The organism is Helicobacter canis, assembly GCF_900451095.1.
GTDB lineage: Bacteria > Campylobacterota > Campylobacteria > Campylobacterales > Helicobacteraceae > Helicobacter_B > Helicobacter_B zhangjianzhongii.
In genome coordinates this window covers 1-15,629 of record NZ_UGHV01000001.1, presented here as the reverse complement: position 1 = coordinate 15,629, position 15,629 = coordinate 1, and the positions used below count along the sequence as shown (strand labels likewise).

Annotated in this window: 30 protein-coding genes; 27 read left to right on the top strand and 3 right to left on the bottom strand. The window is 44.8% G+C overall.

Annotated features, from left to right (window positions below; translation table 11 throughout):
• Positions 1 to 239 precede the first annotated feature (239 nt).
• Entirely contained in the window at positions 240 to 632 is a 393-nt protein-coding gene (locus tag DX060_RS00115; RefSeq protein ID WP_115010598.1) for a hypothetical protein, read from the bottom strand.
• Between the two features lie 48 nt (positions 633 to 680).
• Between DX060_RS00115 and DX060_RS10995 the strand changes: the two genes are divergently transcribed.
• The 19 genes from DX060_RS10995 to dnaG all read left to right on the top strand — a co-directional run bounded on the left by DX060_RS10995 (position 681) and on the right by dnaG (position 10,287).
• Entirely contained in the window at positions 681 to 854 is a 174-nt protein-coding gene (locus DX060_RS10995) for a hypothetical protein (RefSeq protein WP_181814105.1), read from the top strand.
• Positions 841 to 1,122, top strand: a complete 282-nt coding sequence (locus tag DX060_RS10740) for a hypothetical protein (RefSeq protein ID WP_147278728.1) — start codon at positions 841 to 843, stop codon at positions 1,120 to 1,122. Before DX060_RS10995 ends, DX060_RS10740 begins: the two co-directional genes overlap by 14 nt.
• Positions 1,123 to 2,232: a tyrosine-type recombinase/integrase gene (locus DX060_RS00110; RefSeq protein WP_115010597.1), complete on the top strand. Its 1,110-nt coding sequence runs from the start codon at positions 1,123 to 1,125 to the stop codon at positions 2,230 to 2,232.
• The gene (locus tag DX060_RS10735; RefSeq protein WP_147278727.1) at positions 2,192 to 2,386 is read left to right on the top strand and encodes a hypothetical protein; all 195 of its coding nucleotides are present in this window, start codon (positions 2,192 to 2,194) and stop codon (positions 2,384 to 2,386) included. Before DX060_RS00110 ends, DX060_RS10735 begins: the two co-directional genes overlap by 41 nt.
• Positions 2,387 to 2,398: 12 nt before the next feature.
• Complete coding sequence (locus DX060_RS10990) at positions 2,399 to 2,563, top strand: hypothetical protein (protein WP_181814104.1); 165 nt, start codon at positions 2,399 to 2,401, stop codon at positions 2,561 to 2,563.
• A 129-nt stretch (positions 2,564 to 2,692) separates the two neighbouring features.
• Entirely contained in the window at positions 2,693 to 2,926 is a 234-nt protein-coding gene (locus tag DX060_RS00105) for a hypothetical protein (RefSeq protein ID WP_115010596.1), read from the top strand.
• Positions 2,923 to 3,108, top strand: coding sequence for a hypothetical protein (locus tag DX060_RS00100; RefSeq protein WP_115010595.1), 186 nt, complete (start codon positions 2,923 to 2,925; stop codon positions 3,106 to 3,108). The genes DX060_RS00105 and DX060_RS00100 overlap by 4 nt, the downstream gene beginning before the upstream one ends.
• A gap of 80 nt (positions 3,109 to 3,188) precedes the next feature.
• Positions 3,189 to 4,280: a hypothetical protein gene (locus DX060_RS00095; RefSeq protein ID WP_115010594.1), complete on the top strand. Its 1,092-nt coding sequence runs from the start codon at positions 3,189 to 3,191 to the stop codon at positions 4,278 to 4,280.
• Complete coding sequence (locus DX060_RS00090; RefSeq protein WP_115010593.1) at positions 4,268 to 4,459, top strand: hypothetical protein; 192 nt, start codon at positions 4,268 to 4,270, stop codon at positions 4,457 to 4,459. The genes DX060_RS00095 and DX060_RS00090 overlap by 13 nt, the downstream gene beginning before the upstream one ends.
• Positions 4,452 to 4,745 carry a hypothetical protein gene (locus tag DX060_RS00085; protein WP_115010592.1) on the top strand — a complete coding sequence of 98 codons (294 nt, stop codon included), beginning with the start codon at positions 4,452 to 4,454 and terminating at the stop codon, positions 4,743 to 4,745. The genes DX060_RS00090 and DX060_RS00085 overlap by 8 nt, the downstream gene beginning before the upstream one ends.
• A gap of 51 nt (positions 4,746 to 4,796) precedes the next feature.
• Complete coding sequence (locus DX060_RS10985) at positions 4,797 to 4,967, top strand: hypothetical protein (protein WP_181814103.1); 171 nt, start codon at positions 4,797 to 4,799, stop codon at positions 4,965 to 4,967.
• Positions 4,964 to 5,356, top strand: a complete 393-nt coding sequence (locus DX060_RS00080; RefSeq protein WP_115010591.1) for a YopX family protein — start codon at positions 4,964 to 4,966, stop codon at positions 5,354 to 5,356. The genes DX060_RS10985 and DX060_RS00080 overlap by 4 nt, the downstream gene beginning before the upstream one ends.
• On the top strand, positions 5,349 to 5,681 hold the full coding sequence (locus DX060_RS00075) for a hypothetical protein (RefSeq protein ID WP_115010590.1): 333 nt from the start codon (positions 5,349 to 5,351) through the stop codon (positions 5,679 to 5,681). Before DX060_RS00080 ends, DX060_RS00075 begins: the two co-directional genes overlap by 8 nt.
• Positions 5,678 to 5,998, top strand: a complete 321-nt coding sequence (locus DX060_RS00070; protein ID WP_115010589.1) for a hypothetical protein — start codon at positions 5,678 to 5,680, stop codon at positions 5,996 to 5,998. Before DX060_RS00075 ends, DX060_RS00070 begins: the two co-directional genes overlap by 4 nt.
• On the top strand, positions 5,995 to 6,330 hold the full coding sequence (locus DX060_RS00065) for a hypothetical protein (protein WP_115010588.1): 336 nt from the start codon (positions 5,995 to 5,997) through the stop codon (positions 6,328 to 6,330). The genes DX060_RS00070 and DX060_RS00065 overlap by 4 nt, the downstream gene beginning before the upstream one ends.
• A complete protein-coding gene (locus tag DX060_RS00060) occupies positions 6,318 to 7,496 on the top strand; it encodes an ATPase domain-containing protein (RefSeq protein WP_115010587.1) in 1,179 nt (392 codons plus the stop codon). The genes DX060_RS00065 and DX060_RS00060 overlap by 13 nt, the downstream gene beginning before the upstream one ends.
• Before the next feature lie 214 nt (positions 7,497 to 7,710).
• Entirely contained in the window at positions 7,711 to 7,935 is a 225-nt protein-coding gene (locus DX060_RS00055) for an antitoxin (RefSeq protein WP_115010586.1), read from the top strand.
• The gene (gene vapC, locus DX060_RS00050; protein ID WP_115010585.1) at positions 7,923 to 8,324 is read left to right on the top strand and encodes a type II toxin-antitoxin system tRNA(fMet)-specific endonuclease VapC; all 402 of its coding nucleotides are present in this window, start codon (positions 7,923 to 7,925) and stop codon (positions 8,322 to 8,324) included. Before DX060_RS00055 ends, vapC begins: the two co-directional genes overlap by 13 nt.
• 1 nt (position 8,325) lies before the next feature.
• Positions 8,326 to 10,287, top strand: a complete 1,962-nt coding sequence (gene dnaG, locus DX060_RS00045; RefSeq protein WP_115010584.1) for a DNA primase — start codon at positions 8,326 to 8,328, stop codon at positions 10,285 to 10,287.
• A gap of 97 nt (positions 10,288 to 10,384) precedes the next feature.
• On the opposite strand, the gene DX060_RS00040 is transcribed toward dnaG, so the two are convergent.
• Together DX060_RS00040 and DX060_RS10980 are read right to left on the bottom strand one after the other, a co-directional pair.
• The gene (locus DX060_RS00040) at positions 10,385 to 10,621 is read right to left on the bottom strand and encodes a hypothetical protein (protein ID WP_115010583.1); all 237 of its coding nucleotides are present in this window, start codon (positions 10,619 to 10,621) and stop codon (positions 10,385 to 10,387) included.
• Positions 10,622 to 10,706: 85 nt separating this feature from the next.
• Positions 10,707 to 10,874: a hypothetical protein gene (locus tag DX060_RS10980; protein WP_181814102.1), complete on the bottom strand. Its 168-nt coding sequence runs from the start codon at positions 10,872 to 10,874 to the stop codon at positions 10,707 to 10,709.
• Positions 10,875 to 10,943: 69 nt separating this feature from the next.
• Here DX060_RS10980 and DX060_RS00035 point away from each other — a divergent pair, with 69 nt between their 5' ends.
• The 8 genes from DX060_RS00035 to DX060_RS00005 all read left to right on the top strand — a co-directional run bounded on the left by DX060_RS00035 (position 10,944) and on the right by DX060_RS00005 (position 15,453).
• Entirely contained in the window at positions 10,944 to 11,576 is a 633-nt protein-coding gene (locus DX060_RS00035; RefSeq protein WP_115010582.1) for a hypothetical protein, read from the top strand.
• A 43-nt stretch (positions 11,577 to 11,619) separates the two neighbouring features.
• Positions 11,620 to 12,804, top strand: coding sequence for a phage capsid family protein (locus DX060_RS00030; protein WP_115010581.1), 1,185 nt, complete (start codon positions 11,620 to 11,622; stop codon positions 12,802 to 12,804).
• A gap of 81 nt (positions 12,805 to 12,885) precedes the next feature.
• Positions 12,886 to 13,080 (top strand): hypothetical protein, encoded by a 195-nt coding sequence (locus DX060_RS00025; protein WP_115010580.1) that lies wholly within the window; start codon positions 12,886 to 12,888, stop codon positions 13,078 to 13,080.
• A 26-nt stretch (positions 13,081 to 13,106) separates the two neighbouring features.
• Complete coding sequence (locus tag DX060_RS00020; RefSeq protein ID WP_115010579.1) at positions 13,107 to 13,481, top strand: hypothetical protein; 375 nt, start codon at positions 13,107 to 13,109, stop codon at positions 13,479 to 13,481.
• Between the two features lie 27 nt (positions 13,482 to 13,508).
• Complete coding sequence (locus DX060_RS10730) at positions 13,509 to 13,727, top strand: hypothetical protein (protein WP_147278726.1); 219 nt, start codon at positions 13,509 to 13,511, stop codon at positions 13,725 to 13,727.
• Positions 13,724 to 14,677, top strand: coding sequence for a hypothetical protein (locus DX060_RS00015; RefSeq protein WP_115010578.1), 954 nt, complete (start codon positions 13,724 to 13,726; stop codon positions 14,675 to 14,677). Before DX060_RS10730 ends, DX060_RS00015 begins: the two co-directional genes overlap by 4 nt.
• Entirely contained in the window at positions 14,634 to 14,825 is a 192-nt protein-coding gene (locus DX060_RS00010; RefSeq protein WP_115010577.1) for a hypothetical protein, read from the top strand. The genes DX060_RS00015 and DX060_RS00010 overlap by 44 nt, the downstream gene beginning before the upstream one ends.
• Before the next feature lie 391 nt (positions 14,826 to 15,216).
• Positions 15,217 to 15,453, top strand: coding sequence for a hypothetical protein (locus DX060_RS00005; RefSeq protein ID WP_115010576.1), 237 nt, complete (start codon positions 15,217 to 15,219; stop codon positions 15,451 to 15,453).
• The last annotated feature ends 176 nt before the right edge of the window (positions 15,454 to 15,629 follow it).

Here is a 15,629-nt window from a genome sequence, read left to right as displayed (position 1 = left end):
TTTGGGCTAGAATCGCGGATTGCTGCGGCTCGCTTGTGCGATAGGCGATCCAGCCTTATCTCCGCGCTCGCCTTGCAAAGCCACGATTCTATCTCCAAAATCTTAGAATCCAGCCACCAACTACCCCCAAATTTGCGCAAAATCTTAGAATCAAGCGGCGTTAGAATCCAAAACGCCTTTTTTGTCATCGCGAGCGGATTTATCCGCGTGGCGATCCATACTAAAAAAGTGGATTCTAGCTACCAGCGTTGTGTGGGTAAAGGTGGCTCAAAGGGTTTGATTTGGTCTTTTATGGATTCTAGGCTTTGGGATAAATTGTGCAGGGTTTGCTGCTGCTTTTCTAAGTCTTTTTTCAAGGATTCTAGGGCTTGGCTCTCTAGCTCTTGCTTGGATTTAAGCTCTTGCAGGGCTTCTAAAATAGGTGTGAGATCGTGGGAACCTGTGGCAGATCGTTTAAAAGATTCTATGGATTCTAAAAGCTTTTCATCGTGTGCTTGTATGTGTAAAATTATAGGCTTTTTACCAATAAGCTTTAAGACAATATTGACAATCCATAAGCCTCCCAGAGCAAAAAATACACCAACAACAAAACCTAAGAAAAAAGTCCCGCTATCTATGACCATAGGCATCATAAAAACTCCTTTTGTGATGGTGAATTATACAAAAAAAGGAGGTCAAAAATGAATGATGATAGGCTGTTTGAAATATTTATGAGTGGGGTTAGCAGTGGTGTTAAAGTAGTGATTTTTCTCGCACTTATTTATTATTTTTTGCGCTTTTTGGAGTGGGGGTCAGAGCGCATTGCAAAAGCGCGTTCTAGAAAAGATGAAGGAGATAAAAATGTGGAAATTTAGTATGGATCGCCACGCCTTGCAGAGCAAGGCTCGCGATGACAATAAAAAAGTGGATTCTAGTGTGTTTATGGATTGCCACGATTTTGCTAGCGCAAAATCTCGCAATGACAGAAACTTATTTTTTCAACAAGATTCTAGGAGTTGCGGTGGGGCTGTGGGAGCTTTGCAAACTTTGGGGAAGGTTAGCGATCTTGGCGATCGTGCCTTTCACAAAGTTTGCAACACTGCCGCATTGCCTACCCAAGACCGAATCTACAAAGGAGATTAAATGGACAATCTACACATTAAAAAGTCTCATATACGAGATCGCAACGGCATCGCCTATATCGACTGCAACACCAGCCTAGGGCGGCTGCGCTTTAGCTCTGGGGAGCCATATAAGCAAGAAAGCCTAGCAGATATAGCAAGCCGTATAAAAGAGCTTTGCATAAGCTTCTTACAAGGGCAAAAGGCAAGCCTAAGGGCTACAAGCACAAAGCTTGAAAACCTAGCAGATATACAGACACTAGGGGAGAGCTTTTTGCGCACTAGATGTGGGCATTTGAAGCCTCAAAGCCTAAAGCGATATGAAAGCCACCTAAGGTTAATCGCCCAAAAAATCCCTTATGAAATAAGCCTGCTAAATCAAGCTGGCTATGAGCAAATCGTGCGCGATATGGCAAAGGAGCAAATCGATATGCTAAATCGCCTTATCGCCTATGCTAAGGAAGCTGGCGTGCTTAGCAATAATATCATCGTCCAAAGGCATAGAAAGCTAGCCCTAAAAGAGCCAGATATAAAGCCGCTAAATCTACAAGAGGCAGAAGCAGTGCTAAGGGCGTGTGAGTGTCTAGCAAGAGATGATAAAAAGTGGCTAGAAGTGAGAAATTATCTAGGCTTTGCGATCTTTAGCGGGGCTAGGCTAGGAGAGATCCTAGCCCTAGAGGTAAGCGATATAGACCTAGAAAATGACAAAGTCTATATCTGCAAGTCAAAAGAGCGGCTAAGAAATGCCATAAGCACCACCAAAACAGGCAAGGCTAGATATATCGACCTACTAGAAAATGCCAAGCTAGCCCTGCAGAGTCAAATCGCTTTAAGAGCGACTCTAAAGCGTAAGCATAATCGGCTTTTCACCCTTGATGAAAAAGAACTTGCAGTCCGCTGGAAGCAAGCTTTGGCGATGTGTGGGCTAGAAGCTCGCGTGCTGTATCAAACGCGCCATAGCTTTGCCACGATGATGTTAGTAAATGGAGAGGAGCCGCTGTGGATAAGTGCGATGCTGGGGCATAGCTCGCTGCATACGACATTCACCCACTATGTGAAGTATATGCCGCAAAAGCGGGAGAGGGCAACCTTTGTGGGCTTTAGGCTTGGGGGATTCGGCTTTGGGGCTTAAATCGTGGATTGCTGCGGCTCGCTTGTGCGATAGGCGACCCAGCCTTATCTCCGCGCTCGCCTTGCAAAGCCACGATTTAATCACCCAAATCCTAGAATCCCAAAACGGGATAAAGGCGGACAGAGAGTCTGCGGAAAAATCGGCGAAAAAATAAAAGGAGCGAGAAATGAAAAAAGTGGATTCTAGTAAAAACGCGATTTTAGTGTCATTGCGAGGGAGCGAAGCGACCGAAGCAATCCATAAAGCACCAAACGCGGATTCTAGTGTGAAAATGGATCGCCACGCCTTGCAGGGCAAGGCTCGCGATGACAGAGAAACGAGAAAGGTGTGAAAATGAAAAAACTCTTTGACTACTTAAGGAAAAAAGGGGCTTTGGTTGTGAGTGATTACCTAGTGTTTATGGTGCTAGGTGTGATTGTTTATGTGCTAGTTTTGCGCGAGATTTTGTAAAGGAGCAAGAATGATAAAAGTGGATTCTAGTGTGTTTATGGATCGCCACGCGGATAAATCCGCTCGCGATGACAGAGCAAGCAACAATTCTAAGCCAACCACGCAAGCGGCAGGATTTTCTAGCGATTTTTGGGGTTTTCAAGCGGTGGGCGAAGGGATTTTACTCGGCGTAAATGAGCAAGCCCACCGCGCAGAATCCACAAAAAGCGCAGAAAAGACAACGCGAGAAAGGAGTGTGAGATGATCTTGATATTTGACTGCCCTTTTTGTGGGCGTGAAAATGAAATAACCACCAAGCTAGAAAATGAGTTTGACTACCTAGAGCAAGATGAGATCAAAGAGCTTAGGTGTGAGTGCCAAGAGTGTGAGAAAGAAGTAGGGCTAGAAATGCTCTTAAGCATAGGGGAGGTGGATAATGGATTTTAGGTTAATGGATCGCCACGCCGACAAGTCGGCTCGCGATGACAGAGAAAGCGCAGAAAAGACAACGCGAGAAGGAGCATAAAATGAGTAAAACAATCTACTACCAAAATAAGCAAATAGAATTAAAATACGGCAGGATCAATCACCTAATCCCTGCGGATATGTGGCATTGCGGGCTAAGTCTGCAAGCCATAGGCGTGGCAAGCTATATCTACACACTCCCTAAAGAGTGGAAGCTAAGTGTGAGTCATATCGCAAAGCAGCTAATGATAAGCCCTAATTCTTGCCGCAAGTATTTGCGAGAGATTTTTACTAATACTCGGGCGATAAAGGTCTTTAAAGGTGTGGAGAGGGAGGCAAATACCTATGATCTAGAAGAGGGCTTTTATGAGTATCCTTATGTCGATGAACCCCAAGAGGTAGCAAACTTCACTTCAAGCGTGGCAAAAGATGTCAGCGTGCCAAGGAAAAGGCGCGTGCTGATCGTGCAGACAGAAACACAACGCTATTTATTGAATCTGTGCTTTGCTAGGGGGTCATTGCGAGGGAGCGAAGCGACCGAAGCAATCCATAATGAAAAAGTGGATTCTAGTATGGATCGCCACGCCTTGCAGAGCAAGGCTCGCGATGACGATAAAAAAGCGGATCCTAGTAGTGAGATAACGCCTAATAAAAATGCGCAAAATTTGCGCACTATAAATAAGAATCTTTTACAAGATTCTTATAAAGATAGTAGTTCTAAACGCACGCGCGAGAAAGCAAAAGATCTTGCAAGCTTTTTAGACTTAAAAGCCTTTAACGAAAAAGAGCAAGAAGCGATAAAGCTTTGGATCCGTTATAAGCAAGAATCCAGCAAAGCACGATTAAAGCCTAGTCAAATCGACTTTCAACTACGCAAGATACAACGACTAAAAGAGCAGGGGCAAGATATATGCGCCGTGATTGAAAAGAGCGTGGATATGGGCTGGCAAGGATTATTCCCCGTCATTGCGAGTGAAACGAAGCAATCCATAAAAGTGGATCGCCACGCGGATAAATCCGCTCGCGATGACAGGGTGGGGGGAGCCGCTCGCGATGACGGAAACGCCCACGCCGTAGAATCCACAAATCACACGAGACTAACGCCAAAAATGCCTAAAAATCTCGGCGGAAAGGCTGTTCTATGCGTGAAATAAAAGTGGATTCTAGGAGAAATGCCCCTTTTGTCATTGCGAGCGGTGCTTGCACCGCGTGGCAATCCATAAACACACCAAAAGCGGATTCTAGGGAAGCGTATTTTGCTAGCGCAAAATTTATGGATCGCCACGACGCTATCGCGGCTCGCGATGACAGAAAAAGGAGCATAAATGCTTAGTGAGAAAATCCATAGCCCCAGCTTTTATTTGAGCGATGAGATCCTAGGCTTTATCCAAGTAGTCGCCACAAGCTATCACATCAGCCGCAGCGAAGTGATCGAGTGGGCGATCAACGCACACCTAAAGCCTTATGACAAAGCCCTAAAACTAGCCACAAGGAGAATCTATGCAAGGAAAGCACCGCAAAAAGTTCAAAATGCGACAAGCAAATATCACAAAGCTAAGAAAGTATGCCAAGAAGCAAAACAAGAGCAAAAACGCCTTTTTGATCCAAGAGCTTACTAGGCTAGCGAAGTATTTGCAAGAAACGAACTTATTTTTTACAAAGGAGCAAAAATGACAGAATCCCAAGCAAAGCAACTACAAGAAATGCAAGAAGTAATCGCTAGGCTCACAGAGTCAAATAATAATCTAGCACAGAATCAGCAACTAGCAATGGTGGCAATACAAGAGCTAGCAGAGAGAGTAAAGAAGCTAGAGAGCAAAGCGCAAAAGGAGAAGCGATGAAGCTAAAAGACTTTGATTTTAGGATTTGGGACAATGGGCAAAAGTATGCTGGAGATGTAGTTAAAAAATATATGGGGCTTAGTGGATTCAGCGATGATGCAGAAGTAGAGCTATGGAGTGGATTTTATGATAAGAATGGTAAAAAAATCTATGTCGGCGATATGGTGAAATATAGAAAATACACAAAACCGCTAGAAGTGATATATGCAGAAAGCACATTCTACATCATACACCCAAGCATTGAGAAAGAATTCCAAGTGGATTGTGGCACAAGACTACAAGGCATATATGATAACAGAGACAATGGCTACAAAGACAATAAGCTAGAGTGTGTGGAAGTCATAGGGAATATACACGAGAACGCAGAGCTAAGGGGGCAGAATGAGTAAAGCAACGATTATAGCCGTATCAATCGCGTTTATTGCTCTGCTAGGCTTTATCTCCACCCTTAGCGTATGGAACTACACGCAAGGCAAAGAGATAGCAAGGCTTAAAGGCGAGCTAGCAAACGCCAGCACACTCCTAGATACGCAAAATAAGCAAATACTACAAGATAAGCTAGACATAGTAGCCTACCAAGCAAAAGCCCAAGAGATACGCGAGAGAGTAGTGACGCGCTATATAAATACGCATACCAAAGATAAGGCGTGCGAAGCACAATTAAACGCGATTAAAAACGCATTAGAAATATTCTACACAAGGAGCCAAAAATGAAAAAAGTGGATTCTAGGAAAAACGCGATTTTAGCGTCATTGCGAGACACTGCGCTAGCAGTGGCGTGGCAATCCATAAACACACCAAAAGCGGATTCTAGTATGGATCGCCACGCGGATAAATCCGCTCGCGATGACAGAGAAACAAGCAAAGCAGCAAATCCCAACCATACCACGCAAGCGGAAGTATTTTGCGATGATTTTGCTAGCTTTCAAGGCGCGGGCGAAGGGATTTATCTAGGCGATAATGAGCAAGCCCGCGCCGTAGAATCTAGCAAAAGCGCGCAAAAGACAACGCGAGAAAGGATCAAACTATGAAAAAACAAGACTTTGTCAATTTTTTGCAATCCCAAAGCAACATAACCCTAAGCGAGTATTTTTGCCAAAATCTAAATGGCTTTATCAATAGCGCGAATGAGAGTGAGCTAGAAGTTTTAAGTGCCAAGATACTGCATAGCAAGAAGCGATTTATCAATGATAATGACTTCTTAGACTTGCTAAAAATGCTTTTCTGGGAGCAGGCGGGCAAAAGGGCTAGCACGGCAAAGATACAGCGATATAAGGGCAGCAGATACGAGGAGCAATACCTGCTATCAATGTATTTTTACAAAAAAGAAGTCAAAGAAAGGGAGCTAGAATGGATACTTTAGAGAGCCTAGAGCAAGAGATTTTACTCTCGATGGTGCATTATAAAGAGGATATTGATGAGTTTCTAGCGATCACGCCGCGCCAAGTCTTTAGCCAAAAGGGCAGCGTGATTTTGGAGAAAATCTTAACCCTGCAAGGCAAGAAAGCCCTAAGCACACATAGCCTTATGAACGCTCTAACCACAGAGCAGCAAAGCGATGAATATGTGCTAGAACTTTTTAGCAAAGCTCCTAACTCTAGCTTTGTCAATCTCTCCCAAGAGCTTATCACAGCCTACAAGCTAAAAATGCAAAAGGCAAATGGGCTAAAGATGATAAAAGCAAGCGACAACAACACGCTTTTAGATCTCTCAATGCTAGATCGTGCCGTGGAGAGTAATGAGTATAAAAACCTAGCCCAATGGATCGACTACTATGCTACAAGACCAGAGCAGCCAAAGTTTAAGACAAAGGTAGGCTTTTTAGACTCTGTGTTTGATGGGGGGATAGAAGTAGCGCAACTTGTGCTAATCAGTGGCGATCCAGAAGCGGGGAAAACCACGCTAGGACTGCAAGTGCTAGAAAATATCAGCCACTATGCAAAGGTAGGCTTTTTTAGCTTTGAATTTACGATCGAGCAGTATATCCGCGCCAAGCAAGCAGAGAGAAAGCCGCCAAACCTTGATAATATGTATATCATAAACGAGGGCTATGAGCTTTACACCATCGCGCAAAATATCAAAAATCTCTATCGGCAGGGCGTGAAAGTCTTTTTGATCGACTCACAGATGAGAATCACTAGCCCAAATGGCAGAAATATGGAAGAGGAAGAGAGCTTAAAATTTAGCCTTTTAGCCAAGCTGTGCCACTCGTTAGGCATTTTAGTCTTTTTGATCGTGCAAACTTCTAAGAGCGATCGCGATAATCCTATGGGGAGCAAAAAGGGCGGACACGAAGCAAGCATAATAATCCGTATAGAACACTGCAAGCCAGAGATCGAAGCTTTGAGAGAGTTTAGCGAAAATAGCCGAATGGTGATCTTGAAAAAAAACAAGCAAACAGGCAAGCACTTCAAAGAGAAAGTCGCCTTTGATCCAAACACGCGCAAATTTGCGAGTATAGAGGTGGGGGGAGAGGCGATAACGGAAAGCGTGGAGATGGATAAGATCATAGAGGTGGTATCGATATAGATCGATATAGGCGACTATGCTTTTTGGCTAAAAATGGCGATTGCTGCGGCGAGTCTGCGCTCATTACCACTCAAGGTAAATCCCAAGTCTGCCCTTGCAAAGCCCCATTTTTATCACAAAAATCATACGCCGAGCAACTCTAGGAGAAACGCCAACGCGCAAAAGTTTATAAAATTTATATATACTTATTTGTAACAACTTTAAAGGAGCAAAAATGACCGCAAAAGTCTTTCAAAGTGGCAATTCACTAGCCATACGCCTACCAAAGTCGCTAAATCTTAGCAAGGATTGTGCGTTTGAGATCGCTAAGATCAATGAAAGCATAGTGCTAACCCCAAGCGATAAAAAGTGGGAAAATCTCTTTAGCGCGGTGGAGAGCTTTCAAGGCAAGCTAGAGCGAACGCAGGAGAGCGCACAGGAGCGAGAATGGCAAAAATAATGCTAGATACAAATATTTGCATCTATATCCTAAACAACAAGCCAGAACGCATAAAAAGCCACTTTGACAAATATGAGCTCGGCGAGATAGCCATAAGCGCGATCAGCGTGGCGGAGCTGTTTTTTGGCGTGGAGAAATCACGCTTTAAAGAGAGCAACACGCTAGCTTTGCACGCGTTTTTAGCGCATTTGCAGGTGCTAGAGTTTGGGAGCAAGGAGGCAGGAGCGTATGCCAAAATCCGCGCGGATTTAGAGCGCAGAAAAGCACTTATAGGGGCTATGGATATGCTTATAGCAAGCACCGCGCTAGCAAATGATCTAACGCTTATAACCAACGATAGTAAAGACTTTAAGCGTGTAGTAGGCTTAAGGCTAGAAAATTGGGTGTGATATGGTAACAAATATCGAGGCATTAAAGAGTAGTAGCATTGTAAGCGTGATCGAACGCTATATCCCTTTGCGCAAAAATGGCACAAACTTCATAGCCTGCTGTCCCTTTCATAGTGAGAAGTCCCCTAGCTTTGTGGTAAGCGATGTAAAGGGGATGTATAAATGCTTTGGCTGCGGCAAGGGGGGCGATGTGATAAGCTTCATAAAAGAGTATGAGAAAATCGACTTTAATGAAGCCCTGCAACGCTTAAGCGAGCTTACAAATATCGCCCTAGAGTATGATAAGGCGCAAAAGGTAGGCAAGAGTCCTAGCGAAGTGCTGGAGAAAATCAACGAGCTAGCAAAAGCCGAGCTACAAAAGCATAGAGAGATTGTAGAGTATCTAGCCTCAAGGGGGATCACGCAAGAGATATGCGAGCGATATGATATAGGGCTAGTGCCAAGCAAGGAGATTTTACTAGCAAATTTTAGCGCGGGGGAGCTAGTAGAATCCAACTTTGCTAACGAGTATGAAAAGGGCAAAATATCAATCCCTATGCGTGAGAGAATCTCAATCGCAATCCGCAACCCGCAACATAAAGTAGTGGCGTTTGTCGCACGCACGCACCCCCACTACAACTTCAACAAAAACGCCCCAAAGTATATCAACTCCAAGGAAAGCTACTTTTACAAAAAAGCCCAGATACTCTACCTTTACAGCAATGCCAAAGCCACGATCCAAGCGCAAAAAGCCGCCTTTGTAGTCGAAGGCTATATCGATAGCATACTGCTGCACGAAAATGGCTATAAACACGCGCTAGCCACAGGGGGGACAGCTTTCAATATCCAGCATTTAAATCTACTTACTAGGCTTGATTGTGAAGTGATCTTTTGCTTTGATAATGACAAGAGCGGTATGGCGGCAAACTTTAGGGCGGTGAAAGTGTGCTTTGAAGCCGGATTTTATAGGGTGAAGGTAGCACTGCTGAAAAATAAGGATTCTAAGGGGAGATTGTGCAAGGATATAAATGAAGCGTTGATGGCTATGGATCGCCACGCCGACAAGTCGGCTCGCGATGACAAACCCCAGCCGTCATTGCGAGGGAGCGAAGCGACCGAAGCAATCCATAAAAACGCAAAAGCGGATTCTAGCGTGAAAAATGGATCGCCACGCGGTGCAAGCACCGCTCGCGATGACAGAGAGTGGGAGAGCAAAGCCGAATCCACCAGAGAAAAGCTAGATTTTAACTATTTAAACGGTTTTGAGTTTTTTATAAAATGGTTGTATAAAAATAAAGACAAAACAAGCGCGTTTAATGAAATAAAAGGCGCGATTGCAGCGTGTAAAAACTTCTACGATAAGCAGGCGTTTTTAGAATGCGCGTGCAAGCTCACAGGCGTGCCACAAGAGTATTTCACCCAAGATAGACTACCCACAAAGCAGGCTAACGATGATTATAGTAGTTTTATAGCGAGTATTTTGCATAGTGAGGAATGCGCGTATATAGCTAGCGAATTAGATTTGAGTTTTTTACCCAAAGAGCTAGAGAAAAGCGTGCGGATATTTTTAGCAAGTCAAAAAGTGGATTCTAGTATGGATCGCCACGCCGACAAGTCGGCTCGCGATGACAGAGAAACGAGCAACGCCCCAAATCTAAACACGGCGCAGGATTCTAGGATTTTTGATGAGAAAGTAGGGTTGTGCAGTGGCGAGCAAGGAGATAAGACTAGAGCGTCTATCAACGCCGCGAGCCACAAACTCCCTGCTTTATCGCAAAAAGCCGAATCCATTTTTAAAGAGTTTATACAAACACAACCGCTAGAAAGCGAAGCATTTTATCAGCATTATTGCGATCTATATCTAGCACATTTGCACCGCGAGCAGACCAAAGCTAGGGCAAAAAAGGATTTGCATTTAGTGCTAGCATTAAGCGAGAAAATCGCCCAAGTCAAGCAAGACATACACGCCCAAAAGGCGTTTTAATTGTGCGCTTTATCGCTATCGCGCACACCTTGATAGATACTCCAAGCAAGCGCACAAAAGCACAAAAAAATCCCGCCAAAAATTATAAACATCATCGCTACTCCTTTTTGCTTTGATAAATTTCATCGATGATTTTTCTCATTTTTGCATTGATAAACAAAGCCAGCCCAGCAAAAATCACAGCAGACACAAAAGCACACACCAACAATAACACACTAGCAGCGGTGTAGTTTGTCGCGATCCAGCCAACAAGAGCCAAAAAAGTCGCAACAACTATACCAAAGCAAAATTTCAAATACCCTAAATCCTCTTTCAATCCATCAAGGCGCGGCATACACACTCCTTTATCCACATTGTAGCATACTTTACCCCCTTTTTAATGGGCTAAAACCTGCTAGCATTACAAGCGTGGAGAGAGTCTAAGTGAGAGCCAACTTCAGCCGTGCAGTCCCCACACACACCCTGCACACTTCATAGCCTCCTTTATAGATTAAGTCAAAATCCTTGCATACAAATCCTTTGAGAGACTCTCTCCACAACATTGCCTTTGAGAATCCCCTTTGACATAGCCCCTTTGATACCCCCAAGCTTTACCCCTTTTTTCTTTTGGGCAAGTTTTTTATATTACGCTTTTTAGAAAATGCTTAAGGACACTTATGGAACCACAAGAGCTAGTAGAGACCCAAGAGCCAAGCCAAGAGCTAGCCGAGCAAGCCCAAGCACCACAAGAGCCTAGCCCCTTTGATACAAGCGCAGAGACAAAAGAGCTAGAGACCTTGCAAAATGAGCTAGCACAAAGCGAGGCAGCTTTAGAAGCTAACTTTGCTAAATACGCAAGCGAGCTTATCACACCAGAGCTAGAAGATTTATTTTATGAAGATAAAGAGCAGTTTTTCATAAAAATAGCGCAAATGCAAAATCAATTCTACCAAGATAATATCGCGAGCAAGCAAGCCAGAGCCCAAGAGCTGCAAGGCTCTATCAATCAAAAGTCCCTTATGGGGCAGATCGATCAAGCAAGAGCGAAGTTTGAGCAAGAAGCAAGCGTGGATTTAAACACACTTTTGCAGTTTTATGAGGATTATATCCCAAACGCGGCAAAAGCACAGCTAGATCAATTACAGCCTTATGACTTTTTCAAACAACTAGAGCAAATCTATCTATCGCAAAATGCCAATCCACAAGGGAGCCAAGGTGGAGAGAAGCCACCAAGCCGCATAGCTGGGAATGCCACCCCAAGTGCCAACCTAGACTATAACGCCGACCTACTCCCTACGGAACGGTATTAGCCCACGGAGCGCGCAAGCGTAAAACACACATAAAGGAGTAACAATGTCTTACCAAAATCCACTAAATGCCATAAACTTTGCCGGCTGGAAAGAAGACCCAAATGTCCAGCTAAATATCGCTAGAGTGATCGAAAAAGCCAGCTGGAGTAAAAGCCCGTTTGAAAGCTTTTTTGGTAAAGGAGCGGATCGCGGCGTGCGATTTTATGCCGTGAAAGACTCCCAGCCCTACCGCCCAAGGCTTAAAGCCCCTTTGACAGGCACAGGAGTAGAGGGCAACGCCGATCTAGATACCAACTACGACTCACTAGAGATTATGAGCCAAACGACTTATCCAAAAGTGATCGCCAATGCCATTAAAAGCGAGATTGAAAAATACACCGCTTTAAAGCAAATTGATTTCATCAAAGAAGCCAGCGATAGCTTGACAGACTGGATGCGCTTGCGCAGGGATAAGGCACTAGTATCCGCACTTATTACAGATTTTACCAATTGTGTCGTGTGCGATCAAACAAGCAACTTTAAAGATACTAGCAGCGAGCCAGATGTCGCCACTGCCACTAAAAAAATCCAAAAAGGCGATGTGATGAATGTCCAAGCCCTGCGCCGCGCGATCTTTATGGCTAGAACAGGTATAAACTACAAAGGCAAGGAATGCTATCCACTAAAGCCTATCAAAAGCGATCTAGTCTCCGTGCAAGGCATATCCCTAGAGCATAATAGCTATATCATTTTACTTGATAGCTATGCCTGCAACCAGCTCAAAAACGATCCTGAATGGATTGAAATGCAAAAAGCAGCAGGCGTGCGCGGCGATGAAAATAGGATCTTTACAGGGCTTATCGGGCTTATAGATAACTGCCCTGTGCTAGATATGGGTATATGGACACCGCTGCAAAGTGGTATGCCAAATAGCGAGGTAAGTGATACAGACTATATGGCAAATATCAACCCCCAAAACCACAAGAAGCTAACCCCTCCTAGCTACTATGCTAATGGTCAGCCTGTAAGTATCGGGGCGTTGATCGGGGCTTCTGCGCTTGTTATGGTCGGCGGCGATAAGGTGGATTTCTACATCGATGAAGCCGACTCTGGGAGAAAGACTATCGTAGGCGTGGATCGACTGCTTGCCGTTAGCAAGGCGCGATTTGATAGCAATGAGAGCGGAAGTTTAAGCCCATTCCACGATACGGATTTTGCGTGTATTGGGATTTTTAGCTCCAAAGAGTAAAAAAGCGGATTCTATGGATCGCCACACCACTGCTAGCGCAGTGTCTCGCGATGACAGAAAAAAGGGGGGGAGTGTCTCGCGATGACAGAAAACGAGCAGCGCAAGAAAACGCGTTTTCTACACCAAGCACGCAGGCGGCAGGATTTTGAGGCTAGAATCGGGGCTTTGCAAGGCGAGCGCGGAGATAAGACTAGTGGTCTATCGCACAAGCGAGCCGCAGCAATCCACGATTCTAGCCCAAAAGCCAACGCCAAAACCAAGCAAAGACAAAACTAACAAACCAAACCACAAGGAGTTTTACAATGAAACAACGAGTCAAAAATATCTACTACCTAGCCAAAGCCCAAGTAACCCTAAAAGACCTAAAGTCTAAAACCTATGAAGCCGTAGCCCTGCCAGCAGGCGCGGAGATAATGAGCATAGATGTCGAAGTGCTAGAGCCAGCAGTAACGGCTACAAAGCTTGATCTAGGGCTTAAAGTAGGCAAAGACTATAGCAAAGAAGCCTTTGGCAATGATTTAGATCTAAGCGCAAAGGCAAACCACAAATCAAGTGTCGTTACTAGCACAAAGCTAGGCGGCGTGGTAACGCTAGAGTTTGATCAAAAGCCAACAGGCGGAGAGGTGGTAGTGAGAGTGGCATATTTCTGCCCAAGCGAGATTTTGACGGAATTCTAGTAGAACGGCTACGCTTTTGGGATAAAAATGGCGATTGCTGCGGCGAGTCTGCACTCATTACCACTCAAGGTAAATCCCTTGACTCGCCTTGCAAAGCCCCATTTTTATCTCCAAAATCCCACGCCGAGCGACTTTAGGGAAAACTACCGAACGCCTTTTCTGTCATTGCGAGGGAGCGAAGCGACCGAAGCAATCCATAAAAAAGTGGATTCTAGGAAAAACCAAAAACAAAGGATAAGAGTATGACACTATTTGACAAAATCTCCGCCCTTGAAACTACTTTCACAAACGCTAAAAACGACCTACAAGCCCTGCAGCAAAGCGTGCAAGCACATTTAGAATCCTTTGTGCAAGAGAGCCTAGAGACTACAAAAACACAGGCGAAAGAGTTTTTTACAAAAGAGCTAGAGACCACCGCGCAGAATCTAAACGCGCAAAATATCGCCCAAGTGCAAGAGCTTTTTAGTAAAAATCTCCACACCCTAGCCCAAGAGGTAAGCCAAAGCCTAGATCTAGAAGGCATAAGCCGCCAAGTGGCAAGAGACTTTAGCGATCGCAATGCCACCAACCTAGCCCAAACCCTAAAGCAAATCCTAGCAGGCTTTAAGCTTGATAGCAAAATACAAGCCCTAGAGACAAAGGCAAGAGAGCTTACCCAAGCATATAAAGACACATTAGATCAACTTATAAGCGACTTTGGCACTGCAGCAAGCATAAAGCTACAAGCCTATCTAGATCAAAACGCCCAAAAACTCCTAGCCGCGCTAGATCTAGCCGCCATCACCCACGCCGTGCAGGAGAAAATCACCCCGCAAATCAATTTGAGAGAGCTAGAGAGCAAAGCCCTAGAATCCGCAAAAAAGAGCATTGATAATCTGCTTAGCACCCTAGAATCCCAAGAGTCAATCCTAGAGAGCTTAGAAAGTAAGGCTAAAAACATCGCCCTGCAAGCAATGCAAAGTGATGAAGTGATAAAAATACGCTATGAGACGGCTCTGCGCTTGCAGAGCTTAAAGTGCTTTGCAAGCCAAGAGATCATAGCAAAACATCATAGAGCTAAATGCCAAGCGCAAAAACCTATGAAGACATCATCACAAAACACCCTAAACGGAGCGGATAAAAAAGATATATCTAAGCATATAAGGAGAGCAAGTGGCAAAGGATCTAAGCGATGCTATCGAGCAAATCGACTATGAAAAAGACCAAAGAGAGCAAGGGCTAGCCCCAGAGGTGCAAGCAGGCGCAGGACTTGCTATGCACTTTACCGGCACGCCCCAAGGATACACAGGCATAAAATATTGGGATGAAAAAAAAGGAGATAACCCCCTTATGACGCGTATTTAGCGAAAAAAAATACAATGACATCACCTTCACCGGCAATCTCAACATCAATGCCAACACAAAAACCCAAAGCGTTACCAAGCTTATGGGCGATATAAGTCAAACACTCGCAGGGCCTTGAAAATCTTGAGAAAACTTTAGAGCTAGGCCGAGAAGGCAGGCGGGCTTTTGGAGTGGGATAGGCAGGAAGCTAAATCACTTTAGCGGAGGCATAATACCCATAAGCGAGGACAATGCACGCTTACCAAAGCCTAACACAGCAGAACTTTTACAACATCGCTAGACGGCCAGTGGTGGGGGCGACTCACAAATGCAATGGTAGAAGACATCAAAAAGGGAGCTGGCGGGGAGTTTAAAAGCCCAAAGCGAGCAAGCCAAAAGACAGGGCGAGACAATGCGCATAGCTTTGACAAATCTAGGCACGCAAATAGAGCAGCTGGAAAGGCAAGGATACCCTGTCCCACCCCTTTTAATCTGGCAGTGGAATCGCTACAACGCCCTAGCCCAAGCTGCCACCACGCAGAAAAACTTTCAATACAGCAAATGGTGGGAGCAGCAGCAGAAAAATCAGCCTAAACAAAACCCTAGCCAAAGCAGCGACACCACCCCAAGACCCTATACGAAGCAGTAACACATAAAGGAGAGCAAATGAAAAAGCACAAGCAACACCTAATCGATCACAACACCCTAGAATCCACCGCGCAAAAAGTGGATTCTAGCACAGCGGCTATGGATCACCACGCGGATAAATCCGCTCGCGATGACAACCCTCAGCAGTCATTGCGAGGGAGCGAAGCGACCGAAGCA

Bases quoted from the DNA above. Each gene is read 5' to 3' on its own strand.
- DX060_RS00115 (WP_115010598.1), bottom strand. From the start codon at position 632: ATGATGCCTATGGTCATAGATAGCGGGACTTTTTTCTTAGGTTTTGTT.
- DX060_RS10995 (WP_181814105.1), top strand. From the start codon at position 681: ATGAATGATGATAGGCTGTTTGAAATATTTATGAGTGGGGTTAGCAGT.
- DX060_RS10740 (WP_147278728.1), top strand. From the start codon at position 841: ATGTGGAAATTTAGTATGGATCGCCACGCCTTGCAGAGCAAGGCTCGC.
- DX060_RS00110 (WP_115010597.1), top strand. From the start codon at position 1,123: ATGGACAATCTACACATTAAAAAGTCTCATATACGAGATCGCAACGGC.
- DX060_RS10990 (WP_181814104.1), top strand. From the start codon at position 2,399: ATGAAAAAAGTGGATTCTAGTAAAAACGCGATTTTAGTGTCATTGCGA.
- DX060_RS00105 (WP_115010596.1), top strand. From the start codon at position 2,693: ATGATAAAAGTGGATTCTAGTGTGTTTATGGATCGCCACGCGGATAAA.
- DX060_RS00100 (WP_115010595.1), top strand. From the start codon at position 2,923: ATGATCTTGATATTTGACTGCCCTTTTTGTGGGCGTGAAAATGAAATA.
- DX060_RS00095 (WP_115010594.1), top strand. From the start codon at position 3,189: ATGAGTAAAACAATCTACTACCAAAATAAGCAAATAGAATTAAAATAC.
- DX060_RS00090 (WP_115010593.1), top strand. From the start codon at position 4,268: ATGCGTGAAATAAAAGTGGATTCTAGGAGAAATGCCCCTTTTGTCATT.
- DX060_RS00085 (WP_115010592.1), top strand. From the start codon at position 4,452: ATGCTTAGTGAGAAAATCCATAGCCCCAGCTTTTATTTGAGCGATGAG.
- DX060_RS10985 (WP_181814103.1), top strand. From the start codon at position 4,797: ATGACAGAATCCCAAGCAAAGCAACTACAAGAAATGCAAGAAGTAATC.
- DX060_RS00080 (WP_115010591.1), top strand. From the start codon at position 4,964: ATGAAGCTAAAAGACTTTGATTTTAGGATTTGGGACAATGGGCAAAAG.
- DX060_RS00075 (WP_115010590.1), top strand. From the start codon at position 5,349: ATGAGTAAAGCAACGATTATAGCCGTATCAATCGCGTTTATTGCTCTG.
- DX060_RS00070 (WP_115010589.1), top strand. From the start codon at position 5,678: ATGAAAAAAGTGGATTCTAGGAAAAACGCGATTTTAGCGTCATTGCGA.
- DX060_RS00065 (WP_115010588.1), top strand. From the start codon at position 5,995: ATGAAAAAACAAGACTTTGTCAATTTTTTGCAATCCCAAAGCAACATA.
- DX060_RS00060 (WP_115010587.1), top strand. From the start codon at position 6,318: ATGGATACTTTAGAGAGCCTAGAGCAAGAGATTTTACTCTCGATGGTG.
- DX060_RS00055 (WP_115010586.1), top strand. From the start codon at position 7,711: ATGACCGCAAAAGTCTTTCAAAGTGGCAATTCACTAGCCATACGCCTA.
- vapC (WP_115010585.1), top strand. From the start codon at position 7,923: ATGGCAAAAATAATGCTAGATACAAATATTTGCATCTATATCCTAAAC.
- dnaG (WP_115010584.1), top strand. From the start codon at position 8,326: ATGGTAACAAATATCGAGGCATTAAAGAGTAGTAGCATTGTAAGCGTG.
- DX060_RS00040 (WP_115010583.1), bottom strand. From the start codon at position 10,621: ATGCCGCGCCTTGATGGATTGAAAGAGGATTTAGGGTATTTGAAATTT.
- DX060_RS00035 (WP_115010582.1), top strand. From the start codon at position 10,944: ATGGAACCACAAGAGCTAGTAGAGACCCAAGAGCCAAGCCAAGAGCTA.
- DX060_RS00030 (WP_115010581.1), top strand. From the start codon at position 11,620: ATGTCTTACCAAAATCCACTAAATGCCATAAACTTTGCCGGCTGGAAA.
- DX060_RS00025 (WP_115010580.1), top strand. From the start codon at position 12,886: ATGACAGAAAACGAGCAGCGCAAGAAAACGCGTTTTCTACACCAAGCA.
- DX060_RS00020 (WP_115010579.1), top strand. From the start codon at position 13,107: ATGAAACAACGAGTCAAAAATATCTACTACCTAGCCAAAGCCCAAGTA.
- DX060_RS10730 (WP_147278726.1), top strand. From the start codon at position 13,509: ATGGCGATTGCTGCGGCGAGTCTGCACTCATTACCACTCAAGGTAAAT.
- DX060_RS00015 (WP_115010578.1), top strand. From the start codon at position 13,724: ATGACACTATTTGACAAAATCTCCGCCCTTGAAACTACTTTCACAAAC.
- DX060_RS00005 (WP_115010576.1), top strand. From the start codon at position 15,217: ATGCGCATAGCTTTGACAAATCTAGGCACGCAAATAGAGCAGCTGGAA.